Consider the following 18,145-nt stretch of genomic DNA (forward strand, 5'->3'; position numbering starts at 1 on the left):
GCCTATAACCGACCCCCCCACCCCCTGGCAACTTCGCCACCACGATTACCCGGCCGCTTCCAGCGGCTCAAAGTATTCCGGGGAAACGCAGGGCATACGGGCAGTGTCGCCTTGCCAAGGGGTCCCAGGCCCTTACGTTGAAGCCATGAGACTCGACAAATACACGGTGAAGGCACAGGAGGCGATCCAGGAAGGTCAGTCCCTGGCTCGCCGGGCCGACAATCCCCACTACGAGCCGGAGCACCTGGCGACGGCGCTGCTGGGGCAGAAGGACGGCATCGTCGACCCTCTCCTGCGCAAGATTGGCGTGGACGTGAAGCTGTTCGCGGGCCGGCTGGGCGAGGCCCTGCAGAAGCTCCCGCGCATCCAGGGCGGCGAGAGCGCCATGCTCAGCCAGCGCCTGATGAAGACCTTCGACAAGGCGGAGGATGAGGCCAAGGCGCTGAAGGACGACTTCACGTCCTCCGAGCACCTGCTCCTCGCGCTGACCCAGGACAAGGGCGCCGTCGGCGAGGCCATGAAGTCCTCCGGCGTGACGCGCGAGCGCGTGCAGGCGGGCTTGAAGGAGGTCCGGGGCTCCTCGCGCGTGACGAGCGCCGACGCGGAGTCCACCTACCAGGCGCTGGAGAAGTACGGCCGCGACCTCACGGAGGCGGCACGCTCCGGCAAGCTGGACCCCGTCATCGGCCGCGACGAGGAGATCCGCCGCTGCATCCAGGTCTTGAGCCGCCGCACCAAGAACAACCCGGTGCTCATCGGTGAGCCGGGCGTGGGCAAGACGGCCATCGCGGAAGGCCTGGCCCGCCGCATCGTGGACGGCGACGTGCCGGAAGGGCTGAAGAACAAGCGCCTCATCACCCTGGACCTGGGCGCCATGGTGGCCGGCGCGAAGTACCGCGGCGAGTTCGAGGAGCGCCTCAAGGCGGTCCTCAAGGAGGTCTCGGACGCGGCGGGGGAGATCATCCTCTTCATCGACGAGATGCACACGCTCGTGGGCGCCGGGAAGGCCGAGGGCGCCATGGACGCGGGCAACATGCTCAAGCCGGCGCTCGCGCGCGGCGAGCTGCACTGCATTGGCGCGACGACGCTGGATGAGTACCGCAAGCACATTGAGAAGGACGCCGCCCTGGAGCGCCGCTTCCAGCCGGTGTTCGTGGGCGAGCCCTCGGTGCACGACACCATCAGCATCCTGCGTGGCCTGAAGGAGCGCTACGAGGTGCACCACGGCGTGCGCATCCAGGACTCCGCGCTCGTCGCGGCGGCCACGCTCAGCCACCGCTACATCGCGGACCGCTTCCTGCCGGACAAGGCCATCGACCTGGTCGACGAGGCCTCCAGCCGCCTGCGCATCGAGATCGACTCCATGCCCACGGAGATCGACGACATCCGCCGCAAGGTGACGCAGCTCGAAATCGAGCGCGAGGGCCTGCGCAAGGAGACCGATCCGCACTCGCGCGAGCGCCTGGCCACCATCGAGAAGGAGCTGGCAAACCTCAACGAGAAGTTCAACTCGCTCAAGGCCCACTGGGACGAGGAGAAGAAGGCCATCGCGGCGCTGCGCTCGCTCAAGGAGAAGCAGGAGAAGGCGCGCAACGACCAGGCCGCGGCGGAACGTCAGGGCGACCTGAACCGCGCCGCGGAGCTGAAGTTCGGCGTCATCCCGGGCCTGGAGAAGGAGGTCGCGGCGCAGAACGCGAAGCTGGCGGAGCTGCAGAAGCACCAGAAGTTCCTCAAGGAGGAGGTGGACTCCGAGGACATCGCCTCCGTGGTGGCCAAGTGGACGGGCATCCCGGTCTCCAAGCTGATGGAGGGCGAGATGCAGAAGCTGGTCAAGATGGAAGACCGGCTCGCGGACCGTGTCATTGGCCAGCGCAGCGCGATTGAAGCCGTGTCCAACGCCGTGCGCCGCGCGCGCAGCGGGCTGCAGGACCCGAACCGCCCCATCGGTTCGTTCATCTTCCTGGGCCCCACGGGCGTGGGCAAGACGGAGACGGCCAAGGCGCTGGCGGAGTTCCTCTTCGACGACGACACGGCCATGGTCCGCATCGACATGTCCGAGTACATGGAGAAGCACGCCGTGTCCCGGCTCGTGGGCGCGCCCCCGGGCTACGTGGGCTACGAGGAGGGCGGACAGCTGACGGAGGCCGTGCGCCGCAGGCCGTACACGGTGGTGCTCTTCGACGAAATCGAGAAGGCCCACCACGACGTGTTCAACATCCTGCTCCAGATTCTCGACGAGGGCCGGGTGACGGACAGCCAGGGCCGCACGGTGGACTTCCGCAACACGGTGCTCATCCTCACGTCGAACATCGGCTCGCAGGCCATCCAGGAGGGCATGGCGGGCACGGACACGCTCAACGAGAAGACGCGCAGCGAGGTGATGGACGCGCTGCGCGGCCACTTCCGGCCGGAGTTCCTCAACCGCGTGGACGAAATCGTCGTCTTCGAGCCGCTGCGCAAGAAGGACATCTACCGCATCGTGGACATCCAGCTGGGCCGGCTGCAGAAGCTGCTCCAGGCCAAGCGCCTCACGCTGGACCTCACGGACAGCGCGCGGGAGCTGCTGGCCGAGCGCGGCTACGACCCGACGTACGGTGCCCGGCCGCTCAAGCGCGCGGTGCAGAAGTACCTGCTGGATCCGATGGCGCTCAAGGTGCTCAACGGCGAGTTCGCGCCGGGCGAGCACATCCAGGCGGACGCGGGCCCGGACGGGCTCACCTTCGCCAAGGTGCTGGTGGACAACGCGAAGGGCGTGAAGAAGACGGCGTAAGCCCGCTTCACGCACCGGTGATTCACACGGCGGGCCGCCTTCCCTCACCGGGAGGCGGCCCGGGGTGTTTCTCAGGTGCGGCGGTGCTTGTCGTAGAGCGTGTCGCGCCACGCGAGCAGGTCCGGGAAGCGCGCGGCCAGGCCCGGATGGGTCCACACCTCGCGCGTGCCGGGGCCCATGGGCAGGTGCCGGTCCGCGGGCGGCCCCAGGAGCGCGAGCATCGCCGCGGTGGTGATGTCCGCGTAGGTGAAGCCCTCCTCCAGCAGGTAGGGCCGGCCGCCCAGCGCCGCGCGCAGGTTGTCGTAGGACGGGGCGACGGCGGCCTCGATGGCCTCTGGAGAGGTGTCCGCCACCTGGTGCTTCTTCACCACGAAGCGCATGCCCAGGCGCGCGGAGGGCGCGAACACCGGGCGCAGCCAGCCGGGGATGAACTTCGGCAGCATCTCCGCCTGGGCGCGGGCGTTGTCCAGCATGCGCGGCATGGCGTAGGCGCGCGCCAGGTCCAGCACGTGTTCGCTGATGTCGTTCCACGCGGTGATGGCATCCAGCCGCGCGGCCGGGAAGAGCGGACTGCCCTGCCCCACCGCTTCCGCGTGCTTCGCGATGGCGAACGAGCCGTGCGTGGCCGGCTGGGGCGGATCCACGAGCAGCGGCACGGAGGGCTTCACCCCCGGCGCCACCTGCTTGCGCAGCCAACGCTCCTGGATGAGGGGGACGTAGTCCTGGTAGCGGTAGGCGACGCGGTGGTGGTCCAACGCCCACCGGGCCTTCTCCGTCCAGCCCGATGAGGTCAGTCCGACGAGGGTTCTCATGGGGCCGGGACTTCAGCGCGCCTTGAGGAACGCGTCCAGCTCGGAAAGCTTGAGCAGCCGGGGCTCGGCGGTGGGGAGCACGGCGTCGCGGGCGGCGGTGGCCAGCGCAAGGGCGCGCTCCGGCTCGCGGTGGGCACGGCGCAGCGCCCGGGCCAGGACGTAGCGGATGTTGGCCATCTCCAGGGGCGGGCCCGCCGTCTTCTCCCAGGCCTCCAGGGAGCGCTCCGCCCACTGACGGGCCTCCTCCAGCGCACCCCGCTCCAGCGCCAGCTCCGCCAGCATCTCCTCCACCTCCATGGGGAGCCGGGCCTCTTCGCCCGCGAGCTTGTGGTGCAGGGCCACCAGCTCGCGCGCCACGTCCCGGGCCTCGTTGAGCTGCTTCGCATGGGTGAGGGCGACGGCCAGGACGCGCAGCGACTCGCCCAGCTCGGTCTCTGCCTCCAGCTCCCGCACGATGGCCACGCCGCGCTTCGCCGCCGCGACGGCGCGCTCGGTCTGCCCGAGTTGCAGATAGGCCGCCGACTGGCACCGCGCCGGCGCCGCGAAGATGGGGTCCTTGCGGCCGTCGGCACGGCCCGCGGCCGCCTCCTCTTCCATCTGCTGGAGCAGCACCAGGGCCTCCGCCACCCGGCTCTGGTTCATGAGGATCTGCGACAGGTTGGTGCCCGTGCGGATGCGGAAGACGGAGCCCTTGGGGAACAGCTGATTGTAGATGGCCCGGGCCTCATGCATGTGACGCTCGGCCTCCTCGTAGCGCCCCATGCGGTAGGCGGCCGCGCTCAGGTTCCCCCGCAGGCCGGCGACGTAGCGCAGGGGCTGGTGGTCGGGGCCATGGATGCGCTCGTAGCGGCGCAGGCTTTCCAGGAAGGCCTCACGCCCCTCCTCGTAGCGCTGCAGCTCCACCAGGGTTCCCCCCATGTTGTTGATCGCGATGGCGACCTTCGGGTGGTCCGGTCCGTAGGCGGCCTCCAGGATGTCCCGGGCGCGGTGGATGGTCGCGAGCGCCTCCTCCTTGCGCCCCATGGACCGCTGGGTGGAGGCCAGCATGAGCAGCCCGCGGGCGAGCCTCGGCGAGTCCCGGCCGTGCAGCCTCTCCTGGAGCGCCAGCCCCTGCTGGATGACGGGCAGCGCGTCCGACGAGCGCGACTGCTGCTCCAGCGAGTTGCCCTCGTACACGAGCAGCTGGGACTCCAGCTCCGGGTTGCCTCCGGACCGCGCCAGGAGCGCCCGGGCCTCGTCGGCGTGGGCCTTCGCCTGCTCCGGGCGCTGGGTCACCTCGCCGTCGACGAAGACCTGGTGGACGGCGGCCTCCGCGGCGCGCAGGTCGTCGTGCCCGGACAGGGACGCGAGCATCGCGCGGCGCAGTGCGGGTTCCGCGGCCTCGTCGCGCAGGAAGGCGCGGGCCTCGCCTTCGATGAGCAGGGCTTCGCCCAGCAGCGGCTTGTAGCCCAGCGCCTCCGCCTCCTTGACGATGGGAGCGACGCGGTCCACGGCGTCCTGCCACCTGTCCGCGCCCAGGCGGGCCCGCGCGTCGTCCAGCTTCGCGTACGCGGCCTTCACGCGCGCGGCGACCTCGGGGCGCTCTGGCGGGGGCACGGGCCGGGACAGCGCCTCCACGTCCGCGCAGCGCGACAGCGGGCTCAAGGCCAGCGCGGCTTCGGGTGCGGTGGCGACGCCCGCGCGGTCCGCGGAGAGGAGCACCTCCGTGAGCGTTGTCAGCTCGCGGCGGCGGCGCTCCAGGCACTGGGTGCGCAGGTCCAGCACCGCGGCGGACTGCGTGCCGTGTTCGTGCGTGGCGAGGCACGCGTCGCGGCGGCTGTCGCTCCACCCGGCGACGAAGGCATCCAGGGTGCGGGCGGTGGTCTCGTAGGCGGCGACGGCGTCCGGGGCGCCCGTGGCCTGGAAGGCCTTGAGCAAGGCCGCCTTGCGGTCCGCGTCCCAGATGCCATGGAAGCGCGTGGGGTCGTCCGCGCAGGGTGAAGGGCCCCGGGCCACCACCACCGCGGCAGCGATGGCGAGCAGGCCCACGCCCATGCCCGCGGCCGCCATCTTCGCGCCGGTGCGGGGGAAGGCCGCGCGCTCCAGCGCGTCGAGCAGCACCGTCATGGAGGGATGACGGGCGCCCGGATCCACCGACAGGCCGCGCACGATGAGCGCGTGCACGGCGCGCGGGACGTTGCTCCGGTTCGCCAGGCCTCCCGTTTCAGACGCGGAGGGCTTGTGGCCGTGCAGCCCTTCGTAGAGCGACACGCAGAAGGCGTACTGATCCGACCGCGCATCGGCGGGCGAGCCCGCGAACACCTCCGGAGCAATGTACCCCGGCGTGCCCGCGACACTGGTGACCAGCGGGGCTGCCTTCGGCGACAGGGCCTCGCCCGGCGCCAGCGCGGTGGAGTCCCCATCCCCGGTGGACTCCAGGCGAGCCAGACCGAAGTCCGTCACGCGGGCCCGGCCCTCCTTGTCCACGAGCACGTTGTCCGGCTTGAAGTCCCGGTGCACCACGCCCGCCGCGTGCGCCGCCGCGAGCCCCCGGCCCGCCTGGACGTACAGCCGCACCACGTCGCGCCAGGACCTGCCGGCCGCCTTGAGGTACTGGCGCACCGTGCCGCCGTCCACCAGCTCCATGGCGATGAAGACGACGTCGCCGAACGTCCCCACGTCGTGCACGGCGACGACGTGCGGGTGGCGCGTGCGCGCGGCGGCCTGGGCCTCGCGCAAGAGCCGCTCCGTCATGCCCTGCGAGCCCCCCGTGGCGGGCGGCGCGCGCAGCAGCTTCAGCCCAATGCGGCGATCCAGGCTGGGGTCATACGCCGCATGGACGACGCCCATGCCTCCCGCGCCCAGCCGCTCCAGCACCACGTAGCGCCCCAGCAGCGTCCCCTGCGCCACCTGGGGGATGCGCGGCTTGACGGAGCGGGTCAGCGGATCCGACTGCATCACCGCGGTGCGCGCGGCGTGCACGTCCGGCGCGGGCACGGCGCGCACGCGCAGGAACTCCGCCAGGGACTCGCGGCAGGACGCGCAGGTGTCCAGGTGGGACTCGGCGCGCTCGCGCAGGGACTGGGACGGAATGCCGTCCGCGAGGTCGAGCAGCTCGACCTCGTCGAGGTGGGGGGTCGAATCAGGCATCAGTGGGACTCACCCTTCCTTCAGCAGGGACGCGAGGCTGAGCTCCAGGCTGCCGTCGAGCACGCGCAGCAGACTGTCGAGCTGGGAGGTGTTGAGCGCGAGCCGCCGCGCCAGGGCCAGACGGGTGTGCTCCAGGAGCGCTTCGCGCGCCTTCGCCATCCACCGCGACACCGTGGAGGCATGCACCTGGTGCAGCGCGCCCAGCGACTCCACGCCCAGCCCCTGCACCAGCCCCATGCGCAGCAGGTTGCGATCCCGGGGCGGGAGCTTCGCCAGGGCCTCCGTGAAGGCGGCCCGGAAGGCGGGACGGTAGCGGTGGCGGATGTGCTCCAGCTCCGGATCCGCCGCGCCCAGGTCCGCGGCGATGAGCGCGTCATCCAGCGGCGTGCTGCGCTCCGGCCTGCGCTTGAGCGACAGCGCGATGCCCAGCGCCACCGCCTCCGACCACCGGCGCAGCGGCCCCCGGCCCGCGTACTCCGTGAGGCGCGGCGCGCGGCCACCCTCCTCCACCAGGAGCCGCAGGCGCGTGAGCTGGAGCACCTCGTCCACGAACGCGTCCGAGTCCTCCACGCGGCGCACCGCGCGCCCCGCGGGCACCAGGACGGCGGACTCCAGCGCATCCATCGCCGCCCGCTGTCCCTCCACCGCGGCCAGCGCCAGGTACAGGTCCTCGGCCTGCAGCGAGGACACGGCCTGCGCGGGAGGTTCACCCGAAGGCGTGTGCAGGGCCAGGTGCGCCACGAAGGCGCCGGGCTCAAGCCGCACCCCGGGCCACGCCGCCTCACAGCGCTCCAGGATGGAGGTCAGCACGGGCAGGAGCCCCGCCTCCTGCTCGGAGGACAGGGGGCGCGCGGCCCCCCGGAACGCCGCGACCAGCTCGGATGGAATGTTCGCCATGGCACCGGCCGGCCCCCCAAGGACTGGTTAAGCCGGAATGCTAGCGAAGGGGGCGGGGCAGGCGGAAGCCCCCGGAAGCACGGGCACGCCCGGCCCCCTGCCAGGAAACCCGCCAGGTTCCGCGCATCGCGGAAAGAGGTCGTGCATCCGACCGGCGCTTGCGGTCGTGGACCCACTTCCCGGAAGAGGACGGCATGAAGATCGGAATCATTGGCGCGGGTTTCATTGGCGGAACCCTGGCGAAGCGGTGGACGCAGCTGGGCCATGAGGTGTTCATCGCGAACTCACGCGGACCGGACAGCCTGCGCGACGTGGCGAAGGAGACGGGCGCGAAGGCCGTCACCGTCCAGGAGGCCGCGAAGGCGGGCGAGGTCGTCGTCGTGACCATCCCGCAGAAGGCGGTCCCGGACCTGCCCAAGGGCCTCTTCGCGGACGTGCCGAAGGACGTCGTCGTCATCGACACGGGCAACTACTACCCCGTGCGCGACGGCAGCATCCCGGAGCTGGAGAAGGGCACGGTGGAGAGCGAGTGGGTCTCGAAGCTCATCGGCCGCCCCGTCATCAAGGCCTTCAACAACATCTACTCCCAGAGCCTCGCGGAGAAGGGCAAGCCCAAGGGCACGCCCGGACGCGTGGCGCTGCCCATCGCGGGGGATCCGCCCGAGCACCGCGCGAAGGTGCTCAAGCTCGTGGAGGAGCTGGGCTTCGACGCCATCGACGCGGGCAGCCTCGCGGACTCCTGGCGCCAGCAGCCCGGCACGCCGGTCTACACGCACGACCTGGACGCCGCGGCCGTGAAGAAGGCCCTCGCCGAGGCCGAGCGCGGCCGCCTGCCGGAGTACCGCAAGAATGCCGACGAGGCGCTGAAAGCCTACTTCGCGTCGCAGAAGTAGGCCCCTCTTGTGCTCCCGGGGCTTCGGACGGAAGGTGTGCGCCGCATGGCCGCCCTCTCCGAAGCCCCACTGCTCGTCACCGCGGAGCTGGAGCCGGAGGCGTTCGCGCGCCTGGACGGCCTGAGACGGCGCTACTTCCCTCCCGAGCGCAACCTCATCCCCGCGCACGTCTCCCTCTTCCACCACCTGCCCGCGTCGCAGCAGGACGCCGTGGAGGCCGCGCTGGAGGTCGTCACGGAGCGCCCTGCCCCCGGCTTGCGCTTCACGAAGCTGCGGGGCCTGGGACGCGGCATGGCGGTGGACGTGGACGCGCCGGGCCTCTCGCCCGTGCACCGCGAGCTGTCGCGCGCGTTCTCGGAATGGCTCACGCCGCAGGACCGGCAGCCCTTCCGTCCCCACGTCACGCTGATGAACAAGGCCACCGTGGACGAAGCGAAGGCCGCGCTCGCGGAGCTGGGCGCGGGCTGGTCCGCGTTCGACTCGCACGCGCCCGCACTGCTGCTCTGGCGCTACCTCGGCGGGCCGTGGGAGTCCGTGCGCCGCTTCCCGTTCACGGGCCGCGCTGGATGAGCTCCTCCACCGCCTCGCGCACGTCCCGCAGGTAGGACGGGTCCTTCACCGCGATGAAGATGGTGTCGTCGCCCGCCACCGTGCCCGCCAGGCCCTCCACCTCCTCGCGGTCCAGCGCCAGCCCGAAAATCTGCGCGTAGCCGGGCGCCGTCTTCAGAACCAGCATGTTGGGCGGCGCTTCGATGATCGTCACACGCGGCGCGAGCGGCACCGGCGCCACCGGCGGCTCGGCGCGCTGATAGCGCCCGTTCACCTTCTGCACGCTCAGCTTCTTCAGCCGCCGCGACAGCGTGGACTGGCTGGGCGTGTGCCCGGCCTCTTCCAGCAACGACTGCAGCACGAACTGATCCGGCACGTCCTGCTGGGAGATGAGCTGAAGGATGGCGTCGTCCAGGTTCATTCACGTTCACCATGCATGCGGCTGAATACGCACGCAAGGCGCATGAAAAATCCCAGTGAATGTTCTTGCGCGCTGCGCCGTTCTGCATAATATCCGCGCCTCCTCAGCGAATATGCATGAATTCAAGTGCATATTCAGCAGTCCCCATCCATCCGGCGCGGCCGGGGGAGCACGAAGCCCATGAAGCATGTCACCCGCATCCAGGACCTGGGCCCGGAAGGCGTCGAGGCGGTCCTCTCGCAGGCGGCCGCGTGGAAGCAGAAGGACCCGGGGGCCATCTTCCCGGGGAAGCTCTTGGGCATGGTGTTCTTCAACCCGTCGCTGCGCACGCGCACGTCCTTCGAGGCCGTGATGCTGCGCGCGGGCGGGCACGCCATCGTGCTCGACGTGGGCTCCGGCGTGTGGAAGCTGGAGGACCGCCCCGGCGCGGTGATGAACGCGGACCGTGCGGAGCACATCAAGGAGGCCTCGCCCGTCCTGTCGCGCTTCGTGGACATGCTCGGCATCCGCACCTTCTCCCAGGGTGGCGGTGACGAGGAGGACGAGGCCGACCCCGTCATCAACGCCTTCCGCAAGTGGGCCACCGTGCCGGTGGTGAGCATGGAGTCCGCGCGCGAGCACCCCTGCCAGGGCCTGGCGGACGCGCTGACGCTGCGCGAGACGTTCGGCACCACGAAGAAGCTGCCGGTGACGCTCACCTGGGCGCCGCACATCAAGCCGCTGCCCAAGGCGGTGCCCAACTCGTTCCTCCTGTCCGCGGCGGCCGCGGGCTGCGAGGTGCGCGTGGCGCATCCGCCGGGCTTCGACCTGCACCCGGCCGTGCGCGCGGAGGCGGAGGCGTACGCCAGGGCCACCGGCGGCAGCATCACGTACACGCACGACCAGGACGAGGCGCTGGTGGGCAGCCGCGCCGTGTACGCGAAGTCCTGGGGCCCCACCGCGCAGACGGCGAGCACGCCCACGGACGTGGCGGCGCTGCTCGCGTCGTACTCGGGCTGGATGCCCACGCGCCGGCACATGGCGAAGGCCGCGAAGGACGCGGCGTTCCTGCACTGCCTGCCCGTGCGCCGCAACGTGGAGGTCGCTGACGAGGTGCTGGACCACTCGAGCAGCCGCGTCGTGGACGAGGCGGGCAACCGCTACCACGTGCAGCGCGCCCTCCTGGCCTGGATGCGCGGCGGCGGCTTCTGACCGCCCGCCGCCCCACCCTTCTTCGTCCCCTTTCGACTTTCTAGAGGTCCACCGTGCCCCTGTCTCCCGATCCGTACGCCGCCCTTCGCAACGCGGCGAAGTACGTGAAGCAGTTCCGCAGCAAGACCTTCGTGGTGAAGCTCGGCGGCGCCGTGCTGACGGACCCGCGCACGCGCAAGACCGCGTGCGAGCAGATCGCCCTCCTGTGGGCCTTCTCCATCCGCCCCGTGGTGGTGCACGGCGGCGGCCCGGAGCTGGACGCGCTCTGTGACGCCCTGCACCTGCCCATTGAAAAGGTGGCCGGCCGCCGCATCACCTCCGCGCCCGTGCTGGACGCGGCGAAGATGGTGCTGGCGGGCAAGCTGCACACGGATCTGCTCGCGGACCTCCAGGCCGCGGGCGTGCCCGCGGTGGGCCTGTCCGGCGTGGACGCGGGCCTCATCAAGGCGCGCAAGCGTCCGCCCGTGCTGGTGACGGAGCCCGGCGAGACTCAAGGGCGGATGGTGGACTACGGCCTCGTGGGCGACATCGAGTCCGTGGACACGCGCGTCGTGGAGCACCTGCGAAGCGCGGACTACGTGCCCGTCATCGCCCCGCTGTCGGGCGGCCAGGACGGCGCCGTCTACAACACCAACGCGGACACGGTGGCGGCGGCCCTGGCGGCGGCGCTGCATGCGGAGAAGCTCTTCTTCATGGTGGAGGTGCCGGGGCTCCTCAAGGACGTCTCCGACCCGTCGTCGCTGATCTCCCTGGCCACGCTGTCGGACCTGGCCTCGCTGGAGGCCGAGGGCCGGCTCACGGGCGGCATGCGTCCCAAGGCACACGCCATGCGCCACGCGCTGGTGGGCGGCGTGGGCAGCGTGCACCTGGTGAGCGGCAAGCAGTCCGATGCCCTGCTGGAGGAGGTCTTCACCAACGAGGGCAGCGGCACCATGGTCGTGCGCGAGCACGCGGTGAAGCACGGCGAGGCCAAGGGTTGAACCCCGCCGAGCTGCTCACCGCGCTGGTCGCCACGCCCAGCGTCTCCGGCGACGAGGCCCGCATCGCGGACCTCGTCGCGGGCCATGCGGAGTCCTGGGGTGCCCGCGTGCACCGCCAGGGCCACAACGTGTGGTTCAGCGTGGGCAGCGGGCCGAAGCGCCTGCTCGTGAACTCGCACCTGGACACGGTGAAGCCGTGCGCCGGGTGGACCACGGAGCCGCACGAGGCCGTGTGGAAGGACGACACGCTCTACGGCCTGGGCGCCAACGACGCCAAGGGCTGCGTCACCGCCATGCTCCTCACCGCGAAGGCGCTCCTCGATGAAGGCGCGCCTTCCGGTGTCGAGTACGTCTTCGCGCTCACCGCCGAGGAGGAGACGGGCGGCAAGGGGCTGGGGCCGCTGCTCTCCACGCTGGGGCCGCTGGACGCCGCCATCGTGGGAGAGCCCACGTCGCTCAAGCCCTGCACGGCGCAGCGGGGCATGCTGCTCCTGCGCTGCGTGGCGCACGGCAAGAGCGGCCACGTGGCGCACGCGCACACGGGTGGCCTGGGCTCGGAGGCCAACGCCATCCTCAAGGCGGCCCGGGACATCCAGGCCGTGTCCGCGCTGCGCTTCCCCGCGCACCCGCTGTTGGGTGAGGCGCGGGCACAGGTGACGCAGGTGTCCGGAGGCCTGGCGCGCAACCAGGTGCCGGACCGGTGCGAGTTCTTCGTGGACCTGCGCACCACGCCGGGCATGGACCACGCGAAGGTGGCGGAGGACATCGGCAAGGCGCTGGAGAGCGAGGTGCTGGTGCACTCCGCGCGCTACCTGCCCAAGGGCACGGACGCGTCGCACCCGCTGGTGCGCGCGGCGGTGGCGGCGTCCGGCCAGGACACGGTGGGCTCCAGCACCACGTCCGACTGGGCGTTCCTGGGCGACCTCCCGGCGGTGAAGGTGGGCCCGGGCGACACGCTGCGGAGCCACCAGGCGAACGAGTACCTCACGCGGGCCGAGCTGGAAGCGGGGCTCGCGTTCTATCGACGACTGCTGCACGGCTATGCCGGGGAGGTGTCGCGTGGCTGAGACATTGTGGGGCAAGGGCCAGCCGCTGGACGCGGCCATCCACGCCTTCACCGTGGGCGACGACCCGGTGGTGGACCTGTCGCTCGTCCCGCACGACGCGCTGGGCAGCGCCGCGCACGCGCGCATGCTCGCGCACGTGGGGCTGCTCGCTCCGGAGGCCGCCGCGTCGCTCGTGAGCGCCCTGCACGCGCTGCACGACGAGGCACGCGCGGGCCGCTTCACCATCCGCCCGGAGCAGGAGGACGGCCACACCGCGCTGGAGGCCGCGCTCGTGGAGCGCACCGGCGAGGCGGGCAAGCGCATCCACCTGGCGCGTTCGCGAAACGATCAGGTGCTGCTGGCCCTGCGCCTGTTCATGCGCGAGGAGCTGCTCGCGCTCGGCGCGCGTACGGCGGAGCTGGCGGGGACGTTCCTGGACTTCGCGGAGGCGAATGCGGACCTGCCCCTGCCCGGCTACACGCACCTGCGCCGCGCGATGCCGTCCACCTTCGGCCTGTGGGGCATGGCCTTCGCCGAGGGACTGCTGGAGGAGCTGGAGGCGCTGAAGGGCGTGTGGGGGCGGCTCGACCGCTGCCCGCTGGGCGCGGCCGCGGGCTTTGGTGTGCCGCTGCCCATCGACCGTGAATATGTCGCGCGGTTGCTCGGTTTTAGTCGGGTTCAACGCAGCCCCATCGACGCGCAGGACAGTCGGGGGCGGCATGAAGCGGCGCTGCTCACCTGGGCGTGCTCGGTGGCGGGCACTCTGGAGAAGTGGCTTTGGGACGTGCAGCTCTACAGCATGGACGAGTTCGGCTTCCTGGCCCTGCCGGATGCCTTCACGACCGGCTCGTCCATCATGCCGCAGAAGAAGAACCCGGACGTGGTGGAGCTGGCCCGGGGCCGCTGCCGCGAGCTGCGCGGCCTTTCGCACCAGGTGGAGGCGGTGGCCGGCGGTCTTCCCTCCAGCTACCACCGTGACTTCCAGCTGCTGAAGCGCCCCACCCTCCAGGCCCTCACCAGCGCGAAGGCGCTTCTTGAGGTCCTGGCGCGGCTGGTGCCCGCGCTGAAGGTGAACGCCCAGAAGGCGCGCGCGGCGTGCGACGACACGCTCTACGCCGCGCACCACGCCTACGCGCTCGTGGCCCAGGGGCAGCCCTTCCGCGACGCGTACCGCGAGGTGGGCCGTCAGCTGAACGAAGGCACCTTCCAGCCGGACCGCGGCGCGCTGACGGCCACCCACCTGGGTGGCGCCGGCAACCTGGGCCTCGCCACCGCGCGCGAGGAACTGGCGGACGCGCGCGACTGGCTCACGCGCACCCATGCGCAAGCGACCCAGGCCGCCTCGCGCGTCTGGGCCCCCTGAAAGCTTCCTCACCCCTTTCGCAGCAACAGGAGTCCGAAGATGAGCAAGAAGTCCGTGGTGCTGGCGTTCTCCGGTGGCCTCGATACCGCCTTCTGCACGGTGTACCTGCGCGAGCAGGGCTGGGACGTCACCACCGTCACCGTGGACACGGGCGGCTTCCCGCCCGAGCAGCTGGAGCGCATCCAGGCCCTGTCCCAGAAGCTGGGCGCGGTGGCGCACCACACGGTGGACGCGCGCGACACCCTGTTCCAGGGCTACCTGCGCTTCCTCATCGCCGGCAACGTGCTGCGCGGCCAGCTCTACCCCCTGAGCGTCTCCGCCGAGCGCGCCTGCCAGGCCGTGGAGGCGGTGCGCATGGCGGAGAAGCTGGGCGTGCAGGCCGTGGCCCACGGCAGCACCGGCGCGGGGAATGATCAGGTCCGCTTCGACGTGGCCTTCCGCACGCTCGCGCCGCAGCTGCAACTCATCACCCCCATCCGCGACCTGGCGCTCTCCCGCCAGCAGGAGATCTCCTTCCTCGCGGAGCGCGGCTTCCACCTGCCGGCGAAGACGGGCACGTACTCCGTCAACGAAGGCATGTGGGGCACGTCCGTGGGCGGCCGCGAGACGCTGGACTCGTGGAGCACCCTGCCGGAGGCGGCCTTCCCCGGTGGCGAGATCCCCACCGACCTGAAGCCTCGGCCGCTCGTCATCTCCTTCGACAAGGGCGTGCCGGTGGCGCTCGACGGCAAGGCGATGTCCGCGGTGGACGTGGTGGAGAAGCTCAACGCCCTGGGGCGCCCGTACGGCATTGGCCGGGGCGTGCACCTGGGCGACACCATCCTGGGCATCAAGGGCCGCGTGGGCTTCGAGGCCCCGGCGGCGCACCTGCTCATCGCGTCGCACCGCGAGCTGGAGAAGCTGGTGCTGTCGGGCAAGCAGCTCTTCTGGAAGGAGACGGTGGGCAACCTGTACGGGTCGCTGCTCCACGAGGGGCACTTCTTCGACCCGCTGGTGAAGGACCTGGAGGCGTTCCTCGCCTCCTCGCAGGACCGCGTGACGGGCGAGGTGAAGCTGGTGCTCACCCCGCGCGCCCACGTCGTGGAAGGCGTGCGTTCGCCGCACTCGCTGATGGACGCGAAGGTGGCGACGTACGGAGAGGCCAACGTGTTGTGGACGGGGACGGAAGCGGCGGGGTTCGCCAAGCTCTACGGCGTCGCGCAGATGCTCTCGCAGAAAGCGAAGTGACGACATGAAGATCCACGTCGACAAGGTCGGAAGTGTCACCCGCAACCTCCAGGTGGGGCGCACCGTGCACCTCACGGACGAGGTGAAGTGCGAAGAGGGCGCCGTCATCGCGGTGCGCATCCACGGGGAGAAGAGCGTCTACAACCAGCTGGAGGACGTGAACGGCCGGCTCGTCACGCTCCACGCGGGCGACATCGTCGTGGGCGCGCTGGGCCACCGCAACGCGCTGCACGGCTACGAGGGCATCGTCCCTGCGTCCGTTTCCGTAGGCGACAAGCTCCACATCCTCAACATGGGCGGCGTCATCGGGAAGTGCACCTCGCACAACCCGGGCGTGGGCGCGCCCTTCGAGGCGGAGGTGCTGGGCCAGGTCCTCACCTTCCCGGAGTTCCAGTCGCGCGCGGGCCAGCACGCGCACATCTCCACCGGCGCGCTCAAGGGCACGTCGAAGGCGGTGACGTGCCCCGTGGTCTACGTCGTGGGCACCTGCATGAACGCGGGCAAGACGTACGCGGCCAGCGTGGTGGTGCGGAAGCTGGCGCAGGCGGGCTACCGCGTGGGCGGCGCGAAGCTCACGGGCGTGTCGCTGATGCGCGACACCCTGTCCATGCAGGACAGCGGCGCGGACGTGGTGATGGACTTCACGGACGCGGGCATCGTGTGCACCGGCGCGCGCACGGCGTCCAAGGTGGCGCGCATCGTCTTCTCGGAGATGGCGGCCCAGGACGTGGACGTCATCGTCGCGGAGACGGGTGACGGCATCATGGGCGAGTACGGCGTGCAGGCCATCCTGGCGGACCCGGAGCTCAAGGCGCTGGGCGGCGCGTTCATCCTGTGCGCGAACGACCCGGTGGGCGCGGCCGGCGGCGTGCGGCACCTGCGCGAGGTGTACGGCATCGAGATGGACATGGTGGCAGGGCCCGCCACGGACAACGCGGTGGGCGTGCGCTTCGTGGAGCAGGTGGTGGGGCTGCCCGCTCGCAACGCGCGCGCGGATCCGAACGCCCTGGGGAATCTCATCGTGGAGAAGCTCGCGCCCAAGCTGGGGGCGGGGAGGAAGTCATGACGTCGCCTGCGCACATCTACATCCTGGGGGCCTCCGGTTTCGGCGGAGGCGAGCTGTTGCGGCTGCTCGCGGGCCATCCCGGCAACGCCGGCATCCGCGTGGTGTCCCGGCACCACGCGGGTTCGCCCATCCACAAGGTGCACCCGCACCTGCGCGGCCTGGTGGACGGCCGCTTCGAGGCGGAGCCGGACTGGCGCTGGCTGGCGGACTCGCCGCGCCCGGTGGTGTTCAGCGCGCTGGGGCACGGCGACCTGGCGTCGCAGTTCGCCGGGATGGAGAAGCAGTGGGCGGACGCCGGCCTCACGGACCGGCTGCTGCTCGTCGACCTGTCGTCCGACTTCCGCCTGGACCACCCGGGCCGGTACGCGGGCGCCTACGGCCGGCCGCACCCGTCGCCGGACCTGCTGGGCACGTTCACCTACGGCCTCACGGAGTGGAAGCGCGAGCAGGTGAAGACGGCGAAGCGCATCGCCAACCCGGGCTGCTTCGCCACTGCGGTGCAGCTGGCGCTCCTGCCCATCGCGGCCACGAAGGGGCTGGGGCTCCTGGCGGTGTCGGGCGTGACGGGCTCGTCCGGCTCCGGTTCGCTGCCGGGCGAGGGCACGCACCACCCGACGCGCGCGCACGACTTCCGCGCGTACAAGCCGCTGGAGCACCAGCACGAGGCGGAGGTGGAGGTGATGCTGGTGGCGCACGGCTCGCAGCGGCACCGGCTGGCCTTCGTGCCGCACTCGGCGCCCATGGTGCGCGGCATCTTCGCCACGGTGCAGTTCGAGTGGCCGGAGCACGGCGGCGCGGTGGTGACGCAGTCGCTGACGGAGACGTACCGCCGCTACTACGAGGGCTCGAAGTTCGTGCGCATCGTGGAGGGCACGCCGCGCGTGGCGGCCGTGACGGGCAGCAACTTCTGCGACATCTCCGTGGCGACGAAGGGCCGCTCCGTGGCGGTGATGGCGGCGCTGGACAACCTGGTGAAGGGCATGGCCGGCCAGGCCGTGCAGAACTTCAACGTGGCCCTGGGCTTCCCCGAGGACACCGGCCTGCGCCAGGCGGCCTGCTACCCGTAGTCCGTTGAACCCGAGGCGGCTTCGGCGAGGAGCCGGGGCCGCCTCAAGCCGCGGGCGTCTTCATGTCGCCCGAAGGCGGAGTGCCCTCCCCGTCCCGGTTCGCCTCACCCGACGGCGCGGGCGCATCGGTGGAGGCCGGTGCCGGAGCTTCGGTGCCAGCGCCACCCTCGCGCTGCTCCAGGCGTGCACCGGCGGCTTCGGCGGCCTTGAGGAACTCGTCGTACTCCGACTTGCGCGCCTCGGCCTTGGCCTGGGCCGCGGTGGAGCCCTGTTCCGCCGCGGCGCGGCCCGCGCGGATGGCCCGGGCGGTCAGGAGGATGCCGCCCACGAAGGCCAGGATGCGCAGCGCCGACGCGACACCCCAGTCCGAGGTGAGGCCGTCCATGCCGTCGCGCACGAAGTTGAGGGCGACGACGAACAGGCCCCCGGACACCGCCGCCCCCACGGCCGAACTCCACGTGCGCAGCGCGATGACGCGGGCGGCGAGGTAGCCGAGCACCGGCAGCACGCCGAGCACCCACAGGTTCTCCAGCACCACCGCCACCGGGATGCGCACGAAGTCGGACGGCAGCGCGTTCACCCGCGCGTGCAGGCGCAGCACCAGCGACACGCTGAGCATGGCCCCCAGCACCAGCGACAGGAAGCCCAGTCCCACGATGAACTGGAAGCGGCGGACGCGGACGCGCAGGGGTTCGAGGGCGCTGGGTTTGGAGCTCACGGCCCGAAAGCCTATC

14 protein-coding genes and 1 pseudogene are annotated in these 18,145 nt (G+C 71.3%); 10 read left to right on the forward strand and 5 right to left on the reverse strand.

What is annotated here, in order from left to right; translation table 11 throughout:
* The first annotated feature begins 145 nt into the window (after positions 1–145).
* Complete coding sequence (clpB, locus tag D7X55_RS02135) at positions 146–2,770, forward strand: ATP-dependent chaperone ClpB (RefSeq protein WP_120548985.1); 2,625 nt, start codon at positions 146–148, stop codon at positions 2,768–2,770.
* Positions 2,771–2,841: 71 nt separating this feature from the next.
* Here clpB and D7X55_RS02140 read toward each other — a convergent pair whose 3' ends face one another.
* Genes D7X55_RS02140 through D7X55_RS02150 form a run of 3 tightly spaced genes read right to left on the reverse strand, consistent with a single transcriptional unit; the run spans position 2,842 to position 7,608 of the window.
* Positions 2,842–3,582 carry a glutathione S-transferase C-terminal domain-containing protein gene (locus D7X55_RS02140; RefSeq protein WP_121722069.1) on the reverse strand — a complete coding sequence of 247 codons (741 nt, stop codon included), beginning with the start codon at positions 3,580–3,582 and terminating at the stop codon, positions 2,842–2,844.
* Between the two features lie 12 nt (positions 3,583–3,594).
* Positions 3,595–6,711, reverse strand: a complete 3,117-nt coding sequence (locus D7X55_RS02145) for a serine/threonine-protein kinase (RefSeq protein WP_121722070.1) — start codon at positions 6,709–6,711, stop codon at positions 3,595–3,597.
* A gap of 9 nt (positions 6,712–6,720) precedes the next feature.
* Positions 6,721–7,608: a sigma-70 family RNA polymerase sigma factor gene (locus tag D7X55_RS02150; protein WP_121722071.1), complete on the reverse strand. Its 888-nt coding sequence runs from the start codon at positions 7,606–7,608 to the stop codon at positions 6,721–6,723.
* 119 nt (positions 7,609–7,727) lie between these two features.
* Here D7X55_RS02150 and D7X55_RS02155 point away from each other — a divergent pair.
* Positions 7,728–8,501 (forward strand): annotated as a pseudogene (locus D7X55_RS02155) (NADPH-dependent F420 reductase); the annotation flags it as partial.
* Positions 8,502–8,546: 45 nt separating this feature from the next.
* Complete coding sequence (locus D7X55_RS02160) at positions 8,547–9,071, forward strand: 2'-5' RNA ligase family protein (protein ID WP_121722073.1); 525 nt, start codon at positions 8,547–8,549, stop codon at positions 9,069–9,071.
* Here the strand turns inward: D7X55_RS02160 and D7X55_RS02165 are convergent.
* A complete protein-coding gene (locus D7X55_RS02165) occupies positions 9,052–9,471 on the reverse strand; it encodes an arginine repressor (protein WP_120548990.1) in 420 nt (139 codons plus the stop codon). The two genes, D7X55_RS02160 and D7X55_RS02165, sit on opposite strands and share 20 nt — an antisense overlap.
* Before the next feature lie 180 nt (positions 9,472–9,651).
* Between D7X55_RS02165 and D7X55_RS02170 the strand changes: the two genes are divergently transcribed.
* Genes D7X55_RS02170 through argC form a run of 7 tightly spaced genes read left to right on the forward strand, consistent with a single transcriptional unit; the run spans position 9,652 to position 17,411 of the window.
* A complete protein-coding gene (locus D7X55_RS02170) occupies positions 9,652–10,662 on the forward strand; it encodes an N-acetylornithine carbamoyltransferase (protein WP_120548991.1) in 1,011 nt (336 codons plus the stop codon).
* 53 nt (positions 10,663–10,715) lie between these two features.
* Positions 10,716–11,642: an acetylglutamate kinase gene (gene argB / locus D7X55_RS02175; protein ID WP_120548992.1), complete on the forward strand. Its 927-nt coding sequence runs from the start codon at positions 10,716–10,718 to the stop codon at positions 11,640–11,642.
* Positions 11,639–12,709 (forward strand): M20/M25/M40 family metallo-hydrolase, encoded by a 1,071-nt coding sequence (locus D7X55_RS02180; protein ID WP_121722074.1) that lies wholly within the window; start codon positions 11,639–11,641, stop codon positions 12,707–12,709. The genes argB and D7X55_RS02180 overlap by 4 nt, the downstream gene beginning before the upstream one ends.
* Positions 12,702–14,051: an argininosuccinate lyase gene (gene argH / locus D7X55_RS02185; RefSeq protein WP_199746835.1), complete on the forward strand. Its 1,350-nt coding sequence runs from the start codon at positions 12,702–12,704 to the stop codon at positions 14,049–14,051. The genes D7X55_RS02180 and argH overlap by 8 nt, the downstream gene beginning before the upstream one ends.
* 39 nt (positions 14,052–14,090) lie before the next feature.
* The gene (gene argG / locus D7X55_RS02190; protein ID WP_120548995.1) at positions 14,091–15,278 is read left to right on the forward strand and encodes an argininosuccinate synthase; all 1,188 of its coding nucleotides are present in this window, start codon (positions 14,091–14,093) and stop codon (positions 15,276–15,278) included.
* 4 nt (positions 15,279–15,282) lie between these two features.
* On the forward strand, positions 15,283–16,344 hold the full coding sequence (locus D7X55_RS02195) for a hypothetical protein (RefSeq protein ID WP_120548996.1): 1,062 nt from the start codon (positions 15,283–15,285) through the stop codon (positions 16,342–16,344).
* Complete coding sequence (gene argC, locus D7X55_RS02200) at positions 16,341–17,411, forward strand: N-acetyl-gamma-glutamyl-phosphate reductase (protein WP_120548997.1); 1,071 nt, start codon at positions 16,341–16,343, stop codon at positions 17,409–17,411. The genes D7X55_RS02195 and argC overlap by 4 nt, the downstream gene beginning before the upstream one ends.
* Before the next feature lie 43 nt (positions 17,412–17,454).
* Here argC and D7X55_RS02205 read toward each other — a convergent pair whose 3' ends face one another.
* Positions 17,455–18,129, reverse strand: a complete 675-nt coding sequence (locus tag D7X55_RS02205; protein WP_121722076.1) for a hypothetical protein — start codon at positions 18,127–18,129, stop codon at positions 17,455–17,457.
* Positions 18,130–18,145 lie beyond the last annotated feature (16 nt).

Origin of the sequence: Corallococcus sp. AB049A (assembly GCF_003668885.1) — a bacterium.
GTDB lineage: Bacteria > Myxococcota > Myxococcia > Myxococcales > Myxococcaceae > Corallococcus > Corallococcus interemptor.